We start from the raw sequence: 22,702 nt of genomic DNA, 5'->3' as shown, positions 1-22,702 counted from the left end.
CATCTGTTCACTAGGAAAGTCCGTGAAATCCGAATAACGCTAATACCTCCTCCCGCAACCGGGACAAGCTTCGCAGCTCTGACAAACGGCTTCCTCCCTCCAAGCTATCCGCCTCGTTCGTTAGGTACCGCAGAACGTGCGATAGTTCGGGTCGCAAGCCATGGGTGCAGCGGCGTACTCCGCCTGTTCGGAACTATGGGCATAGGGATTCTTCAACACGGCAAGCAGCTTGTTCATCACGCTGTAATCGCCATGCTGCTCTGCGCGCTCCAACGCTTCCTCCACCCGATGATTGCGCGGAATGACCGCAGGATTGGTCTTGCTCATCTGTTCGCGCACGGCCTCCGGGCCCTGTTCCTGTCTCGCAAGTCTGGCTTGCCAGCGTGCATGCCAATTCGCAAATTCCGCATCGTCGCTCAGCCCATGACCGACCGCCTGCCCAAAGGTTAGTGCCACGAACGTGTTCGTGTAATCAGCCTGGTGTTTCTCCATGAGGTCCAGCAAGTCTTTGACCAGTTCTTCGTCCGCCGCTTCTGCGTTAAACAGCCCCAACTTGGTACGCATACCCGCCAACCAATGATGATGATACAATTCGGAAAAGGAAGAGATGGCATCCTGTGCCATTTGCACGGCCTGTTCTTCGTCAGTATGCAGCAATGGCAGCAGCGATTCCGCAAAGCGCGCCAAATTCCAGCCTCCGATATAAGGCTGATTGCCGTAAGCATAACGTCCCTGGGTATCAATCGAACTGAACACCGTCGCCGGATTATAGTTATCCATAAAAGCACAAGGGCCATAGTCGATCGTCTCGCCGCTGATCGTCATGTTGTCCGTATTCATCACGCCGTGGATAAAACCGATTTGCTGCCATTTCGCAATTAAGGCAGCTTGACGCCGTATAACGTTTTCGAGCAAACGCAAATACCTGTCATCGTCTGCTGCCAGTTCGGCATAATGCCGCTGAATGGCATAATCGGCCAATGCTCTAAGGTCATCCACATTGCCCAGAGCGGCTGCATATTGGAACGTCCCAACGCGCAAGTGGCTTGCCGCCACTCTCGTCAGAACGGCACCCGGCCGCTCCGTCTCGCGATAGATCGTTTCGCCCGTGGATACCACGGCCAAAATACGGGTTGTCGGAACGCCCAGCGCTTGCATCGCTTCGCTAATGATATATTCGCGCAGCATCGGCCCGATCGCGGCTCTTCCGTCCCCCGCGCGGGAATACGGCGTAACGCCGGACCCTTTTAACTGAATGTCCATTCGTTCGCCGGCCGGCGTCAGCTGTTCACCGATGAGCAGCGCACGTCCATCGCCCAACCTGTTGAAATGGCCGAATTGATGCCCTGCATAAGCCTGCGCCAACGGCTCCGATCCGACCGGATTTCGGTTGCCCGCAAAGATTTCGACGTTTTCCTCCTGTTTCAGCAGGTCTGCATTCAACCCGAGCGATGCCGCTAACGCGTCATTCAACACCAATAATTTGGGGCGAGCAACGGGCTGGGCGGATTGCTTCGTATAAAAAACGGATGGCAGCTTGGCATAGCTATTGTCCAGATTCCATCCGGCATCCATCAGTTGCTTCTGCATCATGATCACCTCTCCTTTGTTATATTGTTCGATATGGTTCCTCATAACATTCATCGTTTACGGCGGTCATGAAAAAACTGTAGCATATTTGCCTTATTTTTGCATGGTTCGGCTTATTGAACTTTTCAATATGACCTTTCAAAAAGCAAAAAGTCCATGCGCGCTCTGAAGAACGCGATGAACTTTTAGCAAGCCGACTGAATGGAAAACGATGCTTTATGTGCGCTTAATTCAACGTCAAGAATGTGCTTCGTTCGCCTGCGAAGGGGACGACTGAAGCGGAATGCTTTCTTTTTTGATGCCGGGATTGAAAAATACGTTGAGCAGAATGGCAGACAAACTGCCTGTAATGATGCCATCGCTGACGATGATGCGGATCGCTTGCGGCAGCTGGGCAAACAAGTCGGGAACTGCCGTCACCCCGAGGCCAAGCGACACCGAGCACGCGACGATCAGCAAGTTCGACTGTTTGCTGAAGTCAACGGATTGCAGCATTTTAACGCCGGACGACACCACCATGCCAAACAGCACAACCGTTGCCCCGCCAAGCACGGCACTCGGGATAATGGTTGCGAAAGCGGCGATTTTCGGGATCAAACCGAGGAAAACAAGGATGCCCCCTGCCGCCACGACGACATTGGTCGTCTTCACTCGGGAGAGTTGAACGAGACCCACGTTCTGAGCAAACGTATTGTACGGAAAAGCATTGAAGATGCCCCCTAGCACAAAAGCCAGACCTTCCGCACGATATCCGCGGGCAAGATCTTCATCGGTGACGGGTTGGTCGCAAATTTTGCCGAGCGCCATGAACACACCCGTCGATTCGATGATAACCACCGTGCCCACGATGATCATCGTCAGGATCGGACCGAATTCAAAGGTCGGCCATCCGAAATAGAACGGCTGCGGCATGCGAAACCAGGAAGCTTCGAGCACGGGAGCAACATTGACTTTGCCCATCAGGACAGCGACCAGGGTTCCCGCAATGATGCCGAGCAGAACAGCCAACGATTTGACAAATCCGCGTGCATAACGGTGGAGGATCAGGATGAAAATCAATACCCCGAAGGAAAGCGCGAGGTGGCCGAGACCGCCGAAATCCTCGCTTCCGCTGCCGCCCGCCATATTGCGGATGCCGGTAGGAATAAGCGCAAGGCCGATAATGGTCACTACCGTACCGATCACGACCGGCGGAAACAGTTTCACGATTTTGCTGAAGAAGGTCGCACAGATCATAATGAAGAGGCCTGCCGCGATAATGGAGCCGTAGATGGCCGGAATCCCGTACTGATTGCCGATTGCGATCATCGGTGTAACCGCCACGAAGGAACTTCCAAGCACTGCCGGCAAACCTATGCCCAGAACCTTGCCTTTCCGCGCTTGCAGCCATGTCGCGATTCCGCAGGTCAGCAGATCGATGGAGACCAGGTAAGCGAGTTGTTCTGCCGTCAGGTTCAACGCCCGGCCGACCAGCAGCGGAACCAGAATCGCCCCGGCATACATGGCCAGGACATGCTGGATTCCCAATGAAAAAATGTTCATTTTTTTCGTTTCGTTCATGAAAGCTCTCCCCCCGAATGATCATTATCCGTGAACCTCTTTGAAGAAACGCCGTTATGTTAGTTCACATTATATAAACAATTCGGAAGATTTCGAGCAGGTGGCATGGAGAATTGTTGGAGGAGATAAAGAAAGACACACCACTTAGGCGTTCTTAACAATAAATCCCGAAATCAAAGTTAGATTATCTGACATCGATTCCTATGTATATTGAACGAACCATTAATCCTTTGGCTCTAACTGATTTGCAACATAGGTCCAACCTTCCTCGATGCTGCGAAATACCCAACCGATATCCTCGATGGTTTCCTTAGCGCCGATACCCAAAATAAGCGTGCGCACCGCCTCCTCTGAAGCCGGTCCAACGGTCAAAGCCACCGGGAACGGTTTGATTCTCGCCAGCTCGCTCCCGATGTCGAACACGCGATCCAGTTCGTCTCCCCATTCGTACTTGAGCTCGCTCAAATCGATGACCAATCCCCAGGGAGCCCAGGCGTCCAAAACGGCCTTGCCGATGGCGCTCATGTATCTGGCATCGCTATTGCCTCTGCTGCCGAAACCGTACTCGCCTTTGAAGGACAAAATCATGATGGATCGGTAACTTTCTGCGGATACTTTGCCAATGCGTACGCTGTATTCGAGCTTGCTCAGATCCTCCAGTCGCACGGAGCGGGTGTTCATCATCATTCAACAGCACTTCCCTTCTCTTGTTCAGCAATCGGGTAATCGGATACGATGACGCTGCTGATATATCCATCCAGTACGGATACGAAGGCCTGATAAGCCGGATGGGGGCAATAAGCGCGCAGCGCGTTTTGATTTTCAAATATCACCCTCAAGCCAATGGTATATCGGGATGTTTTCCGTTTCTTCCGTGACGTTAATGCCTGCACTCAATTCCACTATGCCGGGAATCTTCATTAATATTCATTATAAATAGCGTATGCTCAGGCAGGCAACACACATCTAACATGAAGCAATATCATCCAAGAACACGGGAGAGGATTTCGTTTATAATAGCAGAAACATCATTTGAAAGAAGGTGCAGCATGTGACTCGCGAAGTGCGAACCGTCGTATACGATCCCGATCTGCAGTTGGAAGCTTACCGCTTCGAGGGCATCATGCAGAAATTTCCGAACCATTTTCACGATTATTACGTGATCGGTTTCATCGAAGACGGCAAACGCCATCTGGTGTGCAACCAGGAAGAATATGTGTTAAACAGCGGCGACATCATTATTTTTAATCCCGGTGATCCGCATGCTTGCGAGCAGGTGGACGGGCGGACGCTCGACTATCGCTGCTTGAACATCGAACCTGAGGTGATGCGGCGATACGCTGCGGAAATGACCGGGCATGACGCCATGCCCCGATTCACCACGCATGTCCTTTTCCAGAACGAGCTGGTAGAAACGCTGCAGGAGCTGCATGACCTGATCCTTGCGGAGCGGCAGGACTTTTGCAAAGAGGAACTGCTGCTCGTCCTTCTGGAACAATTGATCAGCGAACATTCGGACACCGAACGGACAAACGCCGAACAGGAGCAAACCGCCGAAATTACGCGCGTGTGCGCTTATATCGAATCGCATTACATGGACAGCATCGCATTAAACGAGTTGTCCGATCTGGCAAGCCTGAGCAAATATCATTTGCTGCGGCTGTTTACGCGCCAGAAAGGCATCTCCCCTTACCGATACCTGGAGACCATTCGCATCAATCACGCAAAGCGGCTGCTCGAACAGGGATTGTTCCCGATGGAAGTAGCTGCCAGGACAGGTTTTAGCGATCAAAGCCATTTTACGAATTTTTTCAAAAAACTGATCGGGCTGACGCCGCGACAATACCGGCGCATTTTCAATCACGAACAACTAGCGGTACCGCATGCAGAAAAGGCGGGCAATCCGACATGACGAAAACAACCAAAGCTTCAACCGGCCATTTGCTGGCCTTGTTTACGATGCTGGTCTGGGGCACAACGTTTATTTCCACCAAATGGCTGCTCGTGGACTTCACCCCGGTGGAGATTCTGGTGTTCCGGTTTGTGCTGGGGTACGCTGCATTGCTGTTGATCTATCCACGCTTCCAGCGAATCGCTTCCTTCCGGGAGGAATGCTTGTTCATGGCAGCCGGGCTGTGCGGGGTTACGTTATATTTCCTGATTGAAAATGTGGCTCTGGAATATACGCTCGCCTCCAATGTAGGCGTCATCGTATCCATCGCTCCATTCTTCACCGCGGTGATCGCACATTTCGCGCTGGACGGGGAACGATTGAACCGCAACTTTATGCTTGGATTCGGCATCGCGCTTATGGGTATTATACTCATTTCGTTTCATGGACAAACCGTGCTGCAAATCAATCCGCTCGGTGACCTGCTTGCCTTCATTGCACCTGCGGTGTGGGCCTTCTATTCGGTCCTCATGCGAAAGATCGGCCAGCTTGGTTACCATGCCATCGGCGCAACGCGCAAAGTATTTGGCTATGGGCTGCTGTTCATGATCCCGGCGGTATGGCTGAAAGGCGTTCATCCTGATCCGGCCCGGCTGCTCGTGCCCGCTAACGCGGCCAACCTGCTATTTCTCGGTTTGGGCGCTTCCGCCCTGTGCTTTGTCACTTGGAATCGGGCGGTTCATTTGCTCGGTGCGGTGAAAACAAGCGTGTACATCTATCTCGTGCCGGTAATCACCGTGATCGCGTCCACCCTGCTGCTCCGCGAACCGTTGACCTGGGGCACCGTTCTCGGCGCACTGTTGACGCTGGTTGGATCGTATCTCTCCGAACGTCCCGCCCGTGCTGGCCGAGCATCCAGGCTGAGAGCCATAAAATGAAAGAACGAGGATACCCTTTGAGCGCAGCGCGTAAAAAGGAACCAAAAGAATGGCCCGACGAAGACCGAATGGGTCGGGTTGTTTCTTGGCACACGCCTCGTCAAAGAGCAAAATAGGCTAACCAGTATCCTGGCTAGCCTATTCATGCCTTTGCCGCAGTAACGACGCTTCGTACTTTTCATTTTCCGGTTAAACCTATGATCGTTTCGAACGGTCGCAGCTGCATTGGCAGCCTGCAGTCGTCGTAGTTGGTAAGCCAGATCTCCGAAAAGTCGGGATACTTCTCTTCTCCACCGAGCTCCACGATTTGTCCCGTAAGATTAATGAGTACCAGCACTTGTTGGTCTGCCAATGTACGGGTATACGCAAATACGCTTGGATGATCCGGCATAAGAAGCTCATAGGTGCCGTATATGAGCGCGTCATGTCCTTTTCGCAGCTGAATCATTTGTTTATAAAAGTGAAGGATCGACCGTCGTTCCTGAAGCTGTTTCTCTACATTAATATCAACGTAATTGTCGTTCACCTTTAGCCACGGGATGCCCGTGGTGAACCCGGCTTGTTTGTCCGAAGACCACTGCATCGGCGTTCTGGAGTTGTCGCGGCTCGATGCCCAGATGATGTTCATGATTTCCTCATGGGACATGCCCTCTTCGCGTTTGATCTGATATAAATTCCGATCGGCTACGTCGTTATAATCATCGATGGAAGGGTAAGCCACATTCGTCATTCCAATCTCTTGGCCTTGATAAATGAAGGGCGTGCCCTGCATGAAAAAGTACATGGCTCCTAGCGCAGTGGCGCTCTCATACCAATACTCCGCATCATTCCCCCAAGACGAAACTTTGCGAGGCTGATCGTGATTTTCAATAAACAAAGCATTCCAGCCGATGCCTTCAAGCGACTTTTGCCACTTGGTCATGACGTGTTTCAATTTGGGAATGTCAAGCTGCCTGTCCGTGCTGTTGTTCCAAAGGTCCAGGTGTTCAAATTGGAAGACCATATTGAATTTGCCTCTGACTTCACAAATCCAATCCAGCAGATCTTCCTGGTCCTCTACTTTTACTCCATTCGCTTCCCCAACGGTCACCACATCATACTTGGATAACGTTTCCTCTTTCATTTCTTGCAGATAACGCTGGATTCCTTTGACGTTCATATGTTTTTCAAAAGAAGAGACGTATTTGACGCCCTCGATGTTTGGCATGTCCGGCAGGCCCTCTTCTTTATGAATATGGCTGATTGCATCGACGCGGAACCCGTCAATCCCCTTATCAAGCCACCAATTCATCATTTCATAAATGGATTTCCGAACTTCTTCATTTCCCCAGTTCAAGTCCGGCTGCTTTTTGGAGAACAGATGAAGATAGTACTGTCCCGACACCTCGTCATATTCCCATGCAGATCCGCCGAAAATGCTCTCCCAGTTGTTCGGTTCTTCCCCGTTTTTCCCGTCTCTCCAGATGTACCAGTCCCGTTTGGGGTTATCCTGCGAAGCTCTCGATTCCATAAACCACGGGTGTTCGTCGCTGGTATGATTGATCACCAGATCCATGATGAGTTTCATGCCGCGGCGGTGAACTTCGTTCAGTAATTGATCAAAGTCTTCCATCGTGCCGAATTCACCCATAATGGAACAGTAATCGCTAATGTCGTAACCATTATCGTCGTTGGGCGACTGATACATGGGACAGATCCATATCAGATCAATGCCGAGATCCTGGATATAATCCAGTTTTGAAATGATGCCCTTGATGTCGCCGATCCCATCCCCACTCGAGTCCATAAAGCTTCTTGGATAGATTTGATAAGCTACGGCTTCTTTCCACCATACTTTTTTCATTTGATGCAATCCTTCTTTCTCAACCACTAAACTTTATTTATAGTATTATGTTTCAAGCCTGGATAAGGTACATTCTCGCTTCATATGGACGCAGTTCACTCTCCGACATTTGGCCTGAATAATTGGATATTAACAGCTGATTTGTCTCTGCCAATTGTTCCTGGAGCGGGAGTTCGGCCTGTTGTCCTTGGAAGTTGCATACCACCAGGATTTTGGTTCCATTGAGCGTCCGGGTGTAAGCAAATACATCTGGATGATCCGGGAATATCAGCTCATAATCCCCATATACGATCACGTCATGATCTTTTCTTAATTGAATTAGTTTCCGGTAGTAATGGAATATGGATTCAGGGTTATTCAAATTTTCCTCAGCGTGAATGTGCTTGTAATTCGGGTTCACTTTAATCCAAGGTTTTCCTTGCGTAAAACCCGCGTTATCGGAAGCACCCCATTGCATCGGTGTTCGCGCGTTATCACGGCCCTTGGTATAGATCGACTCCATAACGTCGCGTTCAGAATATCCTTTTTCCATTCTTTCCTTATAAAAATTCAGCAATTCAATATCCCGATAATCTTCCATCGCATACTGCACATTCGTCATGCCTAATTCTTCACCCTGGTAAATGTAAGGCGTCCCTTGCATGCCATGAAGAAGCGTGGCCAACATTTTAGCCGATTCGATCCGGAATGGTCCGTCATTTCCCCAACGGGAAACGATTCGAGGCAAGTCGTGATTGTTCCAGAACAAACTGTTCCAGCCTACCCCCTTGAGCTCTGTCTGCCACTTGGACAGCACTTTTTTTAATTCCATCACATCCAAAGGTTTAAGATCCCACTTTCCTTTCCCTTCTTGTTCATCCAGGCTGATGTGTTCGAATTGAAATACCATGGAAAACTCGCTGCCGTCCGGGTTGCTGTACCATTTTGCGATGTCCGGGGTGGCGCCCCATGTTTCTCCAACGGTGAGCAGGTCTCCCGCTTTTTGAAACGTTTCCTTACTCAGCTCCCTGATGTATTTATGCAAATGAGGTCCGTTCCCCGTAATCTTCAAATCCGGCTCTTTGCCGATGAGATCAATGACGTCAAGTCGAAAACCGCCAACGCCCTTATCGATCCACCAATTGATCATATCGTAAATTTCCTGCCGGACTTTGGGGTTTTCCCAGTTGAGATCCGGCTGTTTGACCGAAAACAGATGCAAATAATATTGCCCGATCTCAGGCACCCATTGCCAAGCTGAACCACCGAATGTGGAGCCCAAGTCGTTTGGGGGCGTTCCTTCTACGCCATCTCTCCAGACATAATAGTCATGGTACGGATTGTCTTTGCTTTTTTTGGCTTCCTGGAACCAGGGATGTTCATCCGAAGTATGGTTCAACACCAAATCCATAATGATCCGGATGTTGCGTTCCCCGGCTTCATGAATTAACGTTTCCATATCTTCCAAAGACCCGAACATCGGATCGATATCCTGATAATCGGAAATATCATACCCAAAATCGTCTTGCGGAGATTTGCAAACCGGCGATAGCCAGATGGCACCGATTCCGAGTTCTTGCAAATAATCCAGCCGGGACACAATGCCCTTCAGGTCGCCGATTCCATCCCCGTTGCTATCCTGAAAGCTCCGTGGATAAATTTGATACACGACAGTCTCTTTCCACCATTTTTTATGTTCCATCGTTCATACAACCTTTCTAACACATGTATATAGAAACCGCACTATTCAATTACACTAGGCCACTACGAGTGCAGCATCATCTTCCGATCGCTGTTATCCCCAGATTTTTTCGATTTCCTTTTTCAAAGGGGAAAATCCGGTGATAAGCCTATGCTTCCGATGCAACTTTCTTTCAGAAAGCTTTTAGGCGACCGCTTCGCTTCTCCAGATTGGTCCTGCCTCTCCGTTACCATGTGTATTCATTTCACAGCATCTTATTATTCTTTGACCGATCCGACGACAATGCCGGTGACAAAGTATTTTTGCAGCAAGGGATAAATCAGCAGCAGCGGGATGACGGCGACTACGATTTTGGCCGCATTCAGGTTTTTGTTCGAAATTTCGGTCAGACTGCTGAGCTCGGAAGAATTGGTCCCGGCTTGCAGCAGTTCCGCAATATTCACATTAAGGGATTGAATATAGGTCATTAGTGGATAATTGCTGACTTTGGTCATGTAGATCAAACCGCTGAAGAAGTCATTCCACGTACCGACGATACTGAATAACGCAACCGTCGCCAGCGCCGGGATGGATACGGGAACATACACTTTGAACAAGACCTGGAGCGGGTTCGCCCCATCGATGAATGCGGCTTCTTCCAGCGCTTTAGGCACGGCAGAGAAGAAATTCATCACGAGAATAACACTGAAAATAGGAACAGCCCCCGGCAGAACAAGCGACCAGATCGTATTCAGCATATCCAGGTTTTTGATCAACAGGTAGCTGGGAATCATGCCCCCGCTGAACAGCATGGCAAAAATCATAATATTCATATAAATGTTTCTGCCCTTGAATTCCCTTTTCGACTTGGATAGCGGGTATGCCATCAATATGATAAGAATCATGTTAAGGATCAGTGTAAGCACGACGCGCAGCACGGATATGCCGAAAGAACGCCAGAACTGGGCATCGTCGATAATTTTCGTATAGGCTGCTGTTGTAAAATTGACCGGAATGAGGCCTACCGCATTCGCGGATACGGCCTCGCTGCTGCTGAATGAAATCGCAACGATGTTCCATAACGGAAGAAGGCAGATCAATGCCAGGAAGATGACGATGGCATAGATGACAAACCGGCCAATTCGGTCTTTTACATTTGCGGAATAGGGCACGGACGTTGCCTCCTTAAAATATTTTTCGGTCGGTATATTTTTTGGCCAATTGATTGGCGGACAAAAGCAAAACGATTCCGATCACGGATTTGAACAAGCCGACAGCCGTACCGAAGCTATACTGACGCCCGACAAGTCCGATCCGATAAACATAGGTATCCAGAATATCTCCCGACTCATAGACGACCGGGTTATACAGATTATAGATTTGATCGAAGCCGGCACTCAAAATATTGGTCAGGCTCATTACACCCATGAGGAGAATAATAGGCAGCATGCCCGGCAGGGTAATATGCCATACTTTTCTCCACCAGCTGGCCCCATCCATTCCTGCCGCTTCATACAAACCGGGATCGATCGAAGTGATGGCAGCCAAATAGACGATGGAACTGTAACCGAACTCCTTCCACACGTCCGTTCCAATAATCAGTGGCTGGAACCAGGTGTTGCTGCCAAGGAAATTAATATTTTGCAGGCCAAAGAACGCCAACATTTGATTCACGATTCCGTCCAGACTGAACATGTTGACAACGACGGACGCCAGAACGACCCAGGATAAAAAGTGCGGCAGATAAACGATCGTCTGCACGGATTTTTTGACGAATTTCAGGCGGATCTCATTTAACAAAATGGAAAAAATGATCGCCATCATCGTTCCGAGCACAATTTTGGCAATGGCAATCACCAGCGTATTGCTGATGACCTGCGCGATATCCGGCAGCTTGAACATATAAATAAAATGCTTCAACCCGACAAACTCGGAGCCGAACATGCCCTTGGCCGGTATGTAGTCCTGAAAAGCCGTAATGACGCCGACCATCGGAACATAGCTGAATACCAGCAAAAACAAAATGCCCGGCAGCATCATCATATGGTACATGGCACCCGTGCCTAACCGGCCTCTTGCTTTCAAATTCCCCTGCTTCATGGATGAACCCCTTTCGTGAAGAAAGGCTGCAATCGCAGCCCTGCCATTGTTCATGGATGTTTATTTTTTCGATGCGACCTCGGCTTGTATTTCCTGAATGACTTGGTCGCCGCCTTGTTTCTTCCAATTGCTGACGAAGGTATCGAAGTAGTCCAGAGGCTCTGAACCTGTCACGATTTTGATGAACGATTCCTGCTCCAGCTTCGTCAGATTCGCCCACGTCTGTTTCATGCTTGGCGTCGTTCCGGAGAATGCAGGTGTCATCCATACGAATTTATTTTCCTCTGTCAGTTTGTCGATCAGCCCGACTCCGTTGATCCGCGAGTGATATTTCGACCAGGCCGTAACGTTATCCGTATCCATATCGCTCAAATAGGTTTTGATGCTTCCGATATTGTTTTTCGATTCGGTTGTACGAACTTGATCCAGACCGATCTCTCCTTTAATCCCGCGAACGACATCGGAATAATCATCCAGCAGCGACGTAGCGGAGTTGACTTCGATATTAAACGGTCGGGTCGAACCGTCTACCCCGGTTTCCTGATACTTGGCGGCTTCCGGCATCGTTGTTGCGACATCTTTATCATTGGCCAGTTTGTCGTAGAACAGATTTACAATTTTGACGGCCAGTTCAGGGTGCTCATATCCTTTTCTTACCACGATGAACTGATTGGATGGATTGGCATGCGCCACGTTCACTTTACCGTTTGCATCCTCCAACGTATATGCCGTGAATTTTGCATCTTTATCCATCTGTTTCACGCTGATCAGTCCCCAGTCGGGAATATGCCATGGTCCAAAAGCGATCCCGCTTTGGCCGTTGGTGTAGAGTGCGGTAATATCATCAAACGTGCGTGTCCCGAATTGCGGGTCGATGATCCCTTTCTTGAACCAATCCGCCATGATGCCCAGCATCCGCTTCGTTTCTTCTGTTGTGGAGCCATAAACGATGTTGCCGTCTTCGCCATTCATCCAATATTGCGGGAATGCGCCCTCTGTTGAGGCAACTCCCAGCATGGTATAGGCAGAAGCATTATAATCTGTTGTGTTCAGCGTATTCACAAATGGAATGCCGACCGGGTTTCCGGATTGACCAGGATCTCTTTTCAGAAATTCCAGCGCCGTTTTCTCCACTTCATCGAGCGTGAGGGCTCCGTCTCCATCGGCATCTAGTTGAATGCCCAGCAGATCCAGCCAATCTTGACGGACCCAAACCATCGCTGGTGCGGAATCCAAAGCAGTTGCCGGAAGGGCCATCAAACGTCCATCGATCGTTGCATTGTCCAAAGCGCGTCCATCATAGGAATCATAAATCTGCTTGATGTTATCCGTGGCATATTGATCGTAAACGGCCGTCAGATCCTCAATCAGATCATTATCCACCAGTTCCTTCAGCTCATCCTTGGAATCGACGCGCATCATGTCAGGCAGTTCCCCGGATGCGATGGCCAGCGAAACTTGACGGCTGTAATCTTCGCCATTAGCTTCAAATTGATCTTTAATCTGAGCGTTAAACGTGTCTTTGACCAGTCGGGTATATGCGTTATTCTCATAGGTGTCTCCGGCCGGCAGTTTCGGGTTGGCCGTAGTTACGCGACCCATGGTGACGGTAATTTCATCTTTATAAGCGCTGAACGGATCTCCCGGCGTTACCTCATATTTGCCTGCTTCCTCCGCCGTAGGAGCATCGGAGGCGCCCCCACATGCCGCAAGGGTTGTAACCATCAGCGCAGACATCGACAGCACGGCCAGGCGTTTCGTCAACCGCTCGCTTTTCATGGACCATTTTGTTCTCATCGCATTCGATTCCCCTTCGTTCTGATTGTTTATTGTTGTTTGCGCTTTCATTATAAAATAAAGAGAAGACTCATCGAGATAGGGATTGAACGTCTGTTTGGATAGAAGAATGGTTACAGTTTCAACCGGAATCCCTGAAACAGCGGTTCACTTGTGAACATTTATCCTACCTACTGACATACAATCGTCTATCCATGCGATTCGTCGGTCAAAAAACAAAAACCGGCAGCTCCTGAAACAGGAATCTGACGGCGTTCAACGATCATCGTGGGATTTGGTCACCCAGCCCGCTTCCTTGACCTTTATATTCGTTTTTTTCGTCTAGATCGTCGGTCATCTGGAAGAGGTTTGCTGTTTATCCCCTCTCCCGGCCTGCCGATATTCGCTTGGCAGCATGCCTGTCAGTTCGCGAAACATGCGGCTGAAATATTTTTCATCCGTATAGCCTACCCGCTCTGCAATCCAAAAAATCGTATTATTCGTATTCAGTAAATACTCTTTGGACTTCTCTATTCGTATGAATCGGGAGTACTCATTAAAGGTTTTCCCCATCAGATCCTTGAAACATTGGCTGAAGTAGCTTCGGCTGATATTGAGCTGTTGGGAGAGGCCGGAAGCTGTATACGCCTGGTCCAAATTATGCTGCACGATCATCACCGCTTTTTTCACGGCATCGATGATCTCCTGTGAATACGAAGTCTGTTCATCGGCCTTTCGAATGCCTGAAGCGGTCTGTTTGATCCAAGCCTCTACCTCGTGCCAGGACTGGAAAGAATGGATCATGGAGATTCTTCCAAGCGTCGTTTGGGCAAAAAGGCGGTTCCACTCCATAACGATCGAGTACAGCAATCCCATCAGCTGGCCTCGATGCAATCGCAATGATTTGAACTGTTCAATCAGTTGGTTATAGTAACCGTCATGGTGGGTCCATGGGGTTTGGAACCAACTTTGCTTAATTCGATCGATGTCCTCATCCCTCGGTTCTTCAGGAAAGGTGTCTTCCTCATTCATTGAAACGGCAATGACCGGGTCATCCGGATTGTAGGCATAGAATAAAGACGTCTCTGTATAATTCATAATCCAGTTCTGGATTTGCGACCACGTTCGTTCCTGGATATCGGATATAACCAGCAGCGTACCTTGAGGAGCTTGATTGAGGGATTGCTGCAATTGTTGAAACAGTTGATCCTCTCTGTGTTCAGGTGCCGCCCACATCCAGCTATTCCGCTCAACCTCCCACCTGATCTCATCTCCATGGGCAGTCAGTTCCAACGGCCACCGCTGCTCGGATTTGCGATCCAGCGAAACCAGTGCGTATACCTTCCGGTAATGAACGTTGAGTTCATGCAGCGGAGGCAGCTTTCGATTTGTTTTGGCCAGCTCGTCCATTCGGGAACGGATGCGGTGCAAAACATGTTCGAACTGCTCTTTCTCAAGCTGAACCTTGGCTATATAGTCGATGGCTCCCAGCCTGAGCGCTTCCTGGATATAATCAAAATCCTGATGCAGCGTCAACACGACGATATGCAGCTCCGGATAAAGCTGCCTTGCAGCTCGCATCAGTTCAATTCCCGACATCACCGGCATCGCCAGATCCGTCAGCATCAGGTCGACCGGCTGGGATTTCAGGAAATCCAGCGCCTTCGACCCGTTGCTGGCTTCTCCGACAACCTCCATGTTGAACTCGCTCCACGGCATCGCAGAGCTTATGCCTTTGCGTACCAGCTTATCGTCATCCACAATCAATACCTTAATCATGCCGAGATCTCTTCTCCTTTAATAGGCAGTATGAGCAATATGCTTGTCCCTGTTCCCAATTCACTCTCAATCACCAGTCGTGCCTGATCCCCGTACTGTGCCTGCAGCATGCGGTGGACATAGTTGAGTCCGATGCCCATTCCTACTTTTTGTTGTTCAGCCACACGATTGTTCAGCAGTTTATGAATGGCCTCCTCCGTCATGCCTGCTCCGTTGTCTTGGATCATAATGTTCAACGTTGCCGTACGCGTAACTTCAATTTGAATAAAACCTTCGTCGCTCAATCCATGATAAAGCGAATTTTCAACCAGCGGTTGCAAAATAAAACGGGGTACAGGGATTTGAAGGACTTGTTCATCCGCGGTAATGCGGACGTCGAATTCAAAGTCATACCGAATCTGCTGCAAAATCAGATACTGTCTTAGCGCATCGATCTCCTCTTCCATCGTGGACACTTGCCCTAATTTGCCCAAATTGTAATAGAGCAGCTTGTTCAAAGACTGCACCAGCTTGTCGATTTCCCCTTGTCCGTTCATGACGGCCAGCCAGTGCACCGTATCCAGCGTGTTCATGAGAAAATGCGGATTGATCTGATAAAGCAGCTTTTCCACTTCCAGATCGGCACGTATTTTCTCTTTCTGCTGCACTTCCTTGAAGAGGGCCCGGATTTGATGCTGCATATTCGAAAATTCACCGAGCAGAAAATCAAATTCGGGAATCTGCGTGCGAGCCTGGCTGCCTGTCGTTTGCGGATTTTTAGACATACCGTTGATCTCCGAATGGAACAGGCCGAGCGGTTTGTAGACCATCTTCCACAGCAGCCAAGCAAGAAACACGGTAAAGCCGAGGAAAAATAAAGCGACCAGCAATATTTGAAGCAGCCACTGGCTTTTCTCCTGTTGATACTGAGCCTGCGAAATGACGGATACGACGCTCCATTTCTGCGAGGAATCCTCCTTGAACCAATGATAACCACGGGATATTCCGTCTTTGGCCGCCCCTTCCGACAAGCTGGAGAAATTTTCTCCGACTCTCATGGCTTCGGGTATTTCACTATAAACGATGTTACCCTCCCCATTCAGGATCAAATGCGATAAAGCGCCTTTGTATTGATTGTAGCCAAGCGTTTCCTGTGTCAGGCGAAAACCGGATTCCACGTATATATACACATCGTCCCTTTGAGGCAGTTGTACTTTTCGCATCGCAGACAACACCAGTTGATCATCGAATCGGTTCATGCTGGTATGAGGACCATAGTACGCAATGCCATATGATTTGAAAAGTACGGGCAGAGACTCGGGAGCAAAACGATCTTTGATCGGAAAGTTGCCGAACTGGGTCGTGCCTTCTTTCTGAAAGTAATACAAGGTCAAGCCGATATTCGGATTCGTAAACGTAACGACGTTCAGCTCGCTCTTTAATGCATCTCTGGCCTCGATCAATTCAAAAATATCGGCGGAAGGCTTCAAAAATTCATCCAATTTTTTGCCCAAAGTTCCGCTATAGGACAACTGCTGTGTGACATGATTCATATTCGTGATCGAATTCTCCAGCGAGGACGTCACCTGCTGCAGATTGCTGCGGATGCCATCATCGATTTTATTGGCGAAAATGGAATCAATGGTGTAGTAAGAAATCGCGAATATGCTGATAAAAGGGATAAACGCACTGAGAAAAAACAATAAAAAAATTCTTTTTTTAAGTGTCATGTCGGCCTGCTCTCTCTCCTTATAAAAATGAAACAGCAAGCTCCTGGTTATGGAAGCTTGCTGTTTATATCCATACAGCTGTACCGATTATCTTTTTCCCCGTAGGCATCGGCCTACTTGAAGCTTGTCGGCATCTCAATCCATTCAGGCAGAAAAAACCAGGGACCCTTTTATCTCCGGCCGTCCAAGTCCAATTTCTTTTCATAATTATAGATCGATATTCAAATATGTCAAACGCTTTCATACGTGCTGGGAGTTAAATCAATGTTGAATCGTAATACAGAAAAAAATGTTACGGAATGAATCGCTTAACAATGACGAAAAAACCTTTGCTGATTCTCATCAGCAAAGGTTCTCTGTTTCAACATATCTGTACTTCCCCGAAATCCATGTGCTTCAAACGGCTTAATGCGTGAAGTTTGTACCCGGAATGGACTGGATCGGCGCAGGAGCAAAGCCGTTTTGGATTTGCGTCATGTCCTGCTGAGCCAGCTGAGGGACTTGATAAAAACCGCGTTTATTTTGATAGATCGAGATTTCATAGGCCATTTCGATGCAATTCGGCAGCGAATCGGCCAGGACGCGGCGTACAACCGGGTTTGTGGTTTCCATCGCTGCCGTCGTTTTCATGACAGCTCCTGATTTGACCGCATTCAGCATGCAATTGGAAATGGTTTGGTCACAAATTTCCGATGCCGACTGCATAGGTTTTCTCGGTTGGCTTGGTTTCATGCCAAAAATAAAATCATTGCCTTGTTTCATTTTGTAGCTTTGCGTTTCTTTGGATGGATTCTGACCGGATTTGAAACAATCCAATGTAATATTGTATTCATCGGCGATGAATTGTTTTTGACGTTGTAAAATGTCCTTCAATTCAGGATCTTGCACGTGTTCGCTCAGCAAGGTATACGTGTTCAGCGTATTGATCGCTCCGCTAAGCACCTCCTGAACGTCAAACATCTCGTGGCCGCCATGATTCAGTTGTGGGGGAACCGTTCCTGTGTGCATGTTTTGATGGTTTTGGTTTTGCAGTTGCATTCGCGCATTGCCTCCTGTTTTTTGGTCGATTAGCTGCACAAGGAACAGTGTTAGGTCCGGATTTTCGCCTTTGGCCATCACCTGTTCCTTATTTGTCAGTCCACCGATATTATGAGCATCCTGACTTTAACTATTCGGAATAATTATTGGTATTGCATGGAACCAGGATCCTTCCAGATGAGGATGCAACCAGCCAATAGGATTCGCTGAGGCCATCAAATGATGCGCAAAGAACGTTGAAATTGGGCAATATCTTCATAGATGGCAGGGTATTCGGGCAGCTCCGGAATGTCCATAACGGGTTTCTTCTTAGCTTTAATGGAGTTTGCAAGCCTTTCGAAATAGCGACCGTACTCCATCGTCCGTGCCTCCGGCATCGGTTCCCTGGCAGGATGGCGGGACGCTGCCAGCAGCATGTATCCGAGATGCAAACAGTCCCCCACGGCCGGCCAAAGGCTCGTGATCTTTGCATCCCTGCTGATCGACTCGGCAAACGCACTGTCATAAACCGAGCGAAGCCGTAGCAGGGCGTGTTGAAGCTCCTGTCGTTTGGACTCTTTAAGCTCTGCACGTTCACTCTTCAACATGGCAATCAAGGCTTCCCCTTCCTTCGCAACGGCATCCGACAATACGGCAAGCAGTCGTCTGGAATAAATCTTCCTCCATAACAGCGTTGTTCCGACGATGGCCACGAAGCTCCCGATGATGATATCGACGATTCGAGCAGATATGAAATACCCGCTGGTCAGCGCCGGATTAATTGTCGTTCCGATCAGCAACGTACTGGGGGTGATGAAAATAACCGCCAACGAGTAATTTCGGGCATAGATCAGTTCGACAATAAATTGAAGCCCGGCCAACGTTAACGGAACCCATACCCCCTGAGGTTTCAGCCATAACAAGGCCGCACCGACCAAAATGCCAATCATCGTGCCCGCGGAACGCTGTATCCCCCGATGCAGACTGCTGACGTAAGTTCCGCCACCCATGACTGCAGCCGCGGATAAAGGAACCCAATACGAACGGTTCAAATGAAAACCATAGGCAATAGCCGCTGAAATCAAAAGCACGATTCCATAACGGAGAGCGGCATAGTGCAAATGGGATTGCTTGTTGAACGCGTTTTGGAAATTGTCACTGAAACGGAAATCGATATTCGCAGCGGGCTTAGGGGAAAGAACCGAATGAGTTGTATCGCAGTTCATCTCAACCGCGGACTTCACGTTTGAATATAATGCGATAAGCGAAGCACTGCTTCCCTCCTCGGGCATTCGGACGTCGAAATGCTTCTCGCTGTTGTTCTGATGGAGCTGATTGCCTATGATCCGCAGCGTTTCAGCGAGTTGATCTTCGATCTCGTGTTTCGGCTCCAGCGAAACATCGAGAATCGAAAGAAATATTACGCCGGCTTGCGCGTTCAATCTTTTCCATTTTTCCAAAGCGCGTGGGTTATCGTTCCGTTTCCCAAAAACATAGGCATTTGATAATGTCCGATCCGCCTGTTTCATGAGAAACGCCGCCTGATGCTGCCGCTCCGTATAATGATCCGTTCCGATGGAGGACAGCAGATTCGACAGGCTATGATAGACGGCAGAGACCGCCTTGGTCTCGGCAGCGTAAGGCTTTACGAGCACTCCCGCCATTCCGACGATCCAGGCAAAGAGCGCGCCGCACAATACGCACAGCACATTGGGGCCCAAAGCACTCGGTTCATGCGGCATGGAGGTGCCGATCGAATAAGCGAGAACAAAAAACATGCCGCCAGGGCCGGCCATCTGAAAACGTTGAAACAGAAACGTGGCCAGCCCTCCGATGACCCCAAACATGAGCACCATAAACATGTTATTATAGGAGCTTAACGCGCCAAGCGCAAATGAAGCGGTTAATCCAAGCGCAACCCAGAATAATCTTGCCGCTCGCTGTGAATATGTTTCATTAGTTACATATAGAAAGGTGAAACCTCCGACGGATGCCAATATGCCGAGGGCAGGGTCTCCGATCCAAAAACCGGTCAACGAGGGAATGCCCACACTGATCGCAGAGCCGACTCCCCTGAACCAGTTTAACGGGCTAGGTTTGATTCGAAAGGCTTCTTTAACCGTTGTTTTCTTCGGAAAATGATGCTTTGCCCGCCTTCTGTTGTCATGAGTCTGTTGATGATCCATCTTACCAACCTCTGTTTCAAGCTAATTTTGGGTATGGGCTATCGCATTTTTTTCGATGCGGGATAATACACGGCTGAACATGGTTAATTCATCCTCCGTAATCCCTTCCAATACTTGATCGAAAACCTGTTCCAAATCCTTTTCGACCTCGTTTCTTAATTTCGTGCCATCTTCTGTAATGAAAATCAAATATGAACGACGGTCCTGACGATTGGTTTGGCGAACGATCAGCCGATTCCTCTCCAGGTTATCCAGTATTTTTGCCAAGGTGGCAGGGTCCTTATCCGCAATGACAGCCAGCTCTTTTTGTGTAATGCCTTCATGCTCAAACACCCTCTTCAATACCGTCCACTGTTCGGGCGTAATGGAAAAACGCTTTAAATGGCCTGTAAGAAAACGAAGAATCGCTCTGCTTGTTTTCGTTAAAGCATATCCATATAATTCTTCGGAGCTAAGATTCATAAGTGTCTCCACCTTCAAAATTGATTAGTATACATATAATTCGTATACATATTAATTTTAGAATTTATCGTGAGAAAAAGCAAACATTGCACTAAGCGGATCAAAAAAAATCTGGGGTTAACCGCGATCGGACGATGGTTCCGACCACCTAGTAGCTCCGTGTAAAAATAATTCGTTCAACTTATATCGTTTCTTTTTTGGATGCTGCTGTTATTATGAATGTATATCCTGAATTTGAGTGGATTGGGTACAGGAGTAGTTGCATATCTGACTAGTGACGTTCACAGGAGGCGATGAGGATGATTAGAGGATTAACGAAGGCTGGTTTGGGAAAGATCGAGTCGGATGAACAGTATATTACAGATGCGGCAAAGCACGGTTTCCAGTCCGTCGATTTGAATCCGCTCTCATTGGTTCGACAATATGGCAAGGAACAGGCCGCACACCTGTTGGAAAGCAATCAGATCATCATCGGTTCATCGGATTTGACGGTGGACTGGAGAAACTCGGAACAGCAATTTCGCGAAGGCCTTCCATCTCTGGTTGAAATGGCCGAAGCCTCTGCTGCGCTGAATTGTTTCAACTGCTGCACCTATGTTTTACCTTCGACGGACCAGCCGGCGGCGCCATTTATGGCAGCGGCTACAAGAAGATTGAGACTTTGCGCCGATATTTTGGGCGCCTACGGTATTCGGCTCGGGCTGGAGTTCGTGGGCTGCCATCATTTGCGGACCCAATGGAAAAATCCGTTTATTTGGAGTGTGGAGCATACCCTGGACTGGATCGATGCCATTCATGTTCCCAACGTAGGCTTGTTGGTAGACTCCTATCATTGGCATACGAACGGTTTACGGATCGAAGAGGTGCTGAATTTGAAAAAGGAGCAGATTGTTCACGTTCATATCAATGATGCCTACGATTTGCCGATTGAACAATTGCTTGATCATGAACGCTTATATCCCGGCGAGGGGGTCATCGATTTGAAGGGCTTCCTGAAAAATTTGCAGGCCATTGGTTACACGGGCGTTGTAGCCCAAGAAGTGCTGGCGCCTGCACCGGCCCTTGCTTCAAGCGAACTGTTCGCCAAATCGAAAGCGGGTTTTGATCGCGTGTTCGAAGCTTTGTAACGGATGGAGTAATGAAAGAGCTGCAAACAAGCCGGAAACCAAGGTTTCCGGCTTGTTCTGCGAAGAAGTCCATTGTAGTTTGTTTACATTAACCGCAATTCTTAACGTTCAAACATCATCGAACGGGTTTCTCTTTCGAATAAAAACGAAGAATAATCATTCAGGGTCGGAACGTCCCCATGGAATTCGATCGGCAATACCACATAGCTGGATTGAAAGTAATCGGCTCCGTTCCAGCGATCGGAAAAGTACAGGAATTCCTGCTCCGACCGCTTCAGTACAAAGGCGGGCTGGGTATGGTACGTCGTTTCGTCCCCGAAATCGCTAAGCATGCTCCACGGACCCTCCATGGAGTCGGCCATCGCATATTTCCCTTGATTCGGCTCCCAACCCGTGCAAAAAGAGGTGAGCATATAATACTTCCCATTTCGCTTGAAGACGGCAGGCGCTTCCCGGTACTCACCCTGCCACAGCTTCCCGACAAGACATTCGACATTAAGGTAATCTTCCTGCAGCCGATAAACATGAAGATCCGCATTGTCTCTGGCAGCCGAAATAAAATAGGCAGTACCGTCATCATCCTGAAAAAGGGTGCAGTCCCGCGACATATACCCAAAGGGATTAAAGCTGCCATGATACACGAAATGGCCATCGGGAGAATCGGATGTGGCAATGGCGCATGCAGCGTCGTGGTAATCGTTCCCGTTTTCATAGTGAACCCAGAGAACAAATTTCTTTGTCGCCGGATTAAAGAGCACCTTAGGCCGCTCCAGATTGACTTTTCCACCCTTTTCGTTCACTAATCCCAGATTCGTTCGGACTCTAATCGGCGCCACCGGAGTTGAAGTCGTCAGGATATGATTTCGAAACTCCCAGTTGAATAGATCTTTGGAACGATAACAGCTAACATACATATCGCCTCTACGGTCTTCGCCATACCAATAATAAAAATCGTCATGGAACAGGATATGTCCGCCATGGGCATGGATCGGCTCACCGTTTATATCATTCCAAATGCCGCCATTGGTTAGTTTAGTATTCACGCCGCTGCCTCCCTTCTATTT

The 22,702-nt window shown here is 48.8% G+C and carries 18 protein-coding genes; 3 read left to right on the top strand and 15 right to left on the bottom strand.

The window, feature by feature from the left end:
- Window positions 1-120 precede the first annotated feature (120 nt).
- From RSX24_RS06985 to RSX24_RS06970, 4 genes are all read right to left on the bottom strand, one after another.
- On the bottom strand, window positions 121-1,593 hold the full coding sequence (locus RSX24_RS06985) for a protein adenylyltransferase SelO (RefSeq protein ID WP_343260111.1): 1,473 nt from the start codon (window positions 1,591-1,593) through the stop codon (window positions 121-123).
- A gap of 234 nt (window positions 1,594-1,827) precedes the next feature.
- Window positions 1,828-3,150: a nucleobase:cation symporter-2 family protein gene (locus RSX24_RS06980; protein ID WP_343260110.1), complete on the bottom strand. Its 1,323-nt coding sequence runs from the start codon at window positions 3,148-3,150 to the stop codon at window positions 1,828-1,830.
- A 222-nt stretch (window positions 3,151-3,372) separates the two neighbouring features.
- Complete coding sequence (locus RSX24_RS06975) at window positions 3,373-3,837, bottom strand: hypothetical protein (protein ID WP_236412981.1); 465 nt, start codon at window positions 3,835-3,837, stop codon at window positions 3,373-3,375.
- A complete protein-coding gene (locus RSX24_RS06970) occupies window positions 3,834-3,983 on the bottom strand; it encodes a Dabb family protein (protein ID WP_343260109.1) in 150 nt (49 codons plus the stop codon). The genes RSX24_RS06975 and RSX24_RS06970 overlap by 4 nt, the downstream gene beginning before the upstream one ends.
- 218 nt (window positions 3,984-4,201) lie before the next feature.
- On the opposite strand from RSX24_RS06970, the gene RSX24_RS06965 reads away from it, so the two are divergent.
- Both RSX24_RS06965 and RSX24_RS06960 read left to right on the top strand, forming a co-directional pair.
- Window positions 4,202-5,062 (top strand): AraC family ligand binding domain-containing protein, encoded by an 861-nt coding sequence (locus tag RSX24_RS06965; protein WP_343260108.1) that lies wholly within the window; start codon window positions 4,202-4,204, stop codon window positions 5,060-5,062.
- A complete protein-coding gene (locus RSX24_RS06960; protein WP_343260107.1) occupies window positions 5,059-5,979 on the top strand; it encodes a DMT family transporter in 921 nt (306 codons plus the stop codon). Before RSX24_RS06965 ends, RSX24_RS06960 begins: the two co-directional genes overlap by 4 nt.
- Window positions 5,980-6,157: 178 nt before the next feature.
- Here the strand turns inward: RSX24_RS06960 and RSX24_RS06955 are convergent, their stop codons facing one another.
- The 10 genes from RSX24_RS06955 to RSX24_RS06910 form a co-directional block, all read right to left on the bottom strand.
- Window positions 6,158-7,822: a glycoside hydrolase family 13 protein gene (locus RSX24_RS06955; protein WP_343260106.1), complete on the bottom strand. Its 1,665-nt coding sequence runs from the start codon at window positions 7,820-7,822 to the stop codon at window positions 6,158-6,160.
- 52 nt (window positions 7,823-7,874) lie between these two features.
- Window positions 7,875-9,503: a glycoside hydrolase family 13 protein gene (locus tag RSX24_RS06950; RefSeq protein ID WP_343260105.1), complete on the bottom strand. Its 1,629-nt coding sequence runs from the start codon at window positions 9,501-9,503 to the stop codon at window positions 7,875-7,877.
- 257 nt (window positions 9,504-9,760) lie between these two features.
- Complete coding sequence (locus tag RSX24_RS06945) at window positions 9,761-10,654, bottom strand: carbohydrate ABC transporter permease (RefSeq protein ID WP_236412094.1); 894 nt, start codon at window positions 10,652-10,654, stop codon at window positions 9,761-9,763.
- 13 nt (window positions 10,655-10,667) lie between these two features.
- Complete coding sequence (locus RSX24_RS06940; protein ID WP_236412092.1) at window positions 10,668-11,582, bottom strand: ABC transporter permease; 915 nt, start codon at window positions 11,580-11,582, stop codon at window positions 10,668-10,670.
- A 60-nt stretch (window positions 11,583-11,642) separates the two neighbouring features.
- Complete coding sequence (locus RSX24_RS06935) at window positions 11,643-13,379, bottom strand: type 2 periplasmic-binding domain-containing protein (RefSeq protein WP_343260104.1); 1,737 nt, start codon at window positions 13,377-13,379, stop codon at window positions 11,643-11,645.
- Window positions 13,380-13,712: 333 nt separating this feature from the next.
- Window positions 13,713-15,137, bottom strand: a complete 1,425-nt coding sequence (locus tag RSX24_RS06930) for a response regulator (protein WP_343260103.1) — start codon at window positions 15,135-15,137, stop codon at window positions 13,713-13,715.
- Window positions 15,134-16,846, bottom strand: a complete 1,713-nt coding sequence (locus RSX24_RS06925; protein WP_339273004.1) for a sensor histidine kinase — start codon at window positions 16,844-16,846, stop codon at window positions 15,134-15,136. Before RSX24_RS06925 ends, RSX24_RS06930 begins: the two co-directional genes overlap by 4 nt.
- A gap of 405 nt (window positions 16,847-17,251) precedes the next feature.
- Window positions 17,252-17,884 carry a spore coat protein gene (locus RSX24_RS06920; protein WP_343260102.1) on the bottom strand — a complete coding sequence of 211 codons (633 nt, stop codon included), beginning with the start codon at window positions 17,882-17,884 and terminating at the stop codon, window positions 17,252-17,254.
- 215 nt (window positions 17,885-18,099) lie between these two features.
- Window positions 18,100-20,049, bottom strand: coding sequence for an FUSC family protein (locus RSX24_RS06915; protein WP_343260101.1), 1,950 nt, complete (start codon window positions 20,047-20,049; stop codon window positions 18,100-18,102).
- A gap of 21 nt (window positions 20,050-20,070) precedes the next feature.
- Window positions 20,071-20,511: a MarR family winged helix-turn-helix transcriptional regulator gene (locus RSX24_RS06910; RefSeq protein ID WP_236412073.1), complete on the bottom strand. Its 441-nt coding sequence runs from the start codon at window positions 20,509-20,511 to the stop codon at window positions 20,071-20,073.
- 299 nt (window positions 20,512-20,810) lie between these two features.
- On the opposite strand from RSX24_RS06910, the gene RSX24_RS06905 reads away from it, so the two are divergent.
- Entirely contained in the window at window positions 20,811-21,638 is an 828-nt protein-coding gene (locus tag RSX24_RS06905; protein ID WP_343260100.1) for a sugar phosphate isomerase/epimerase family protein, read from the top strand.
- Between the two features lie 101 nt (window positions 21,639-21,739).
- On the opposite strand, the gene RSX24_RS06900 is transcribed toward RSX24_RS06905, so the two are convergent.
- Window positions 21,740-22,681: a family 43 glycosylhydrolase gene (locus tag RSX24_RS06900; RefSeq protein ID WP_343260099.1), complete on the bottom strand. Its 942-nt coding sequence runs from the start codon at window positions 22,679-22,681 to the stop codon at window positions 21,740-21,742.
- Between the last annotated feature and the right edge of the window lie 21 nt (window positions 22,682-22,702).

Origin of the sequence: Paenibacillus hubeiensis (assembly GCF_032334105.1) — a bacterium.
Taxonomy (GTDB): Bacteria; Bacillota; Bacilli; order Paenibacillales; family Paenibacillaceae; genus Paenibacillus; species Paenibacillus hubeiensis.
This window is presented reverse-complemented; position numbering and strand designations above follow the sequence as displayed.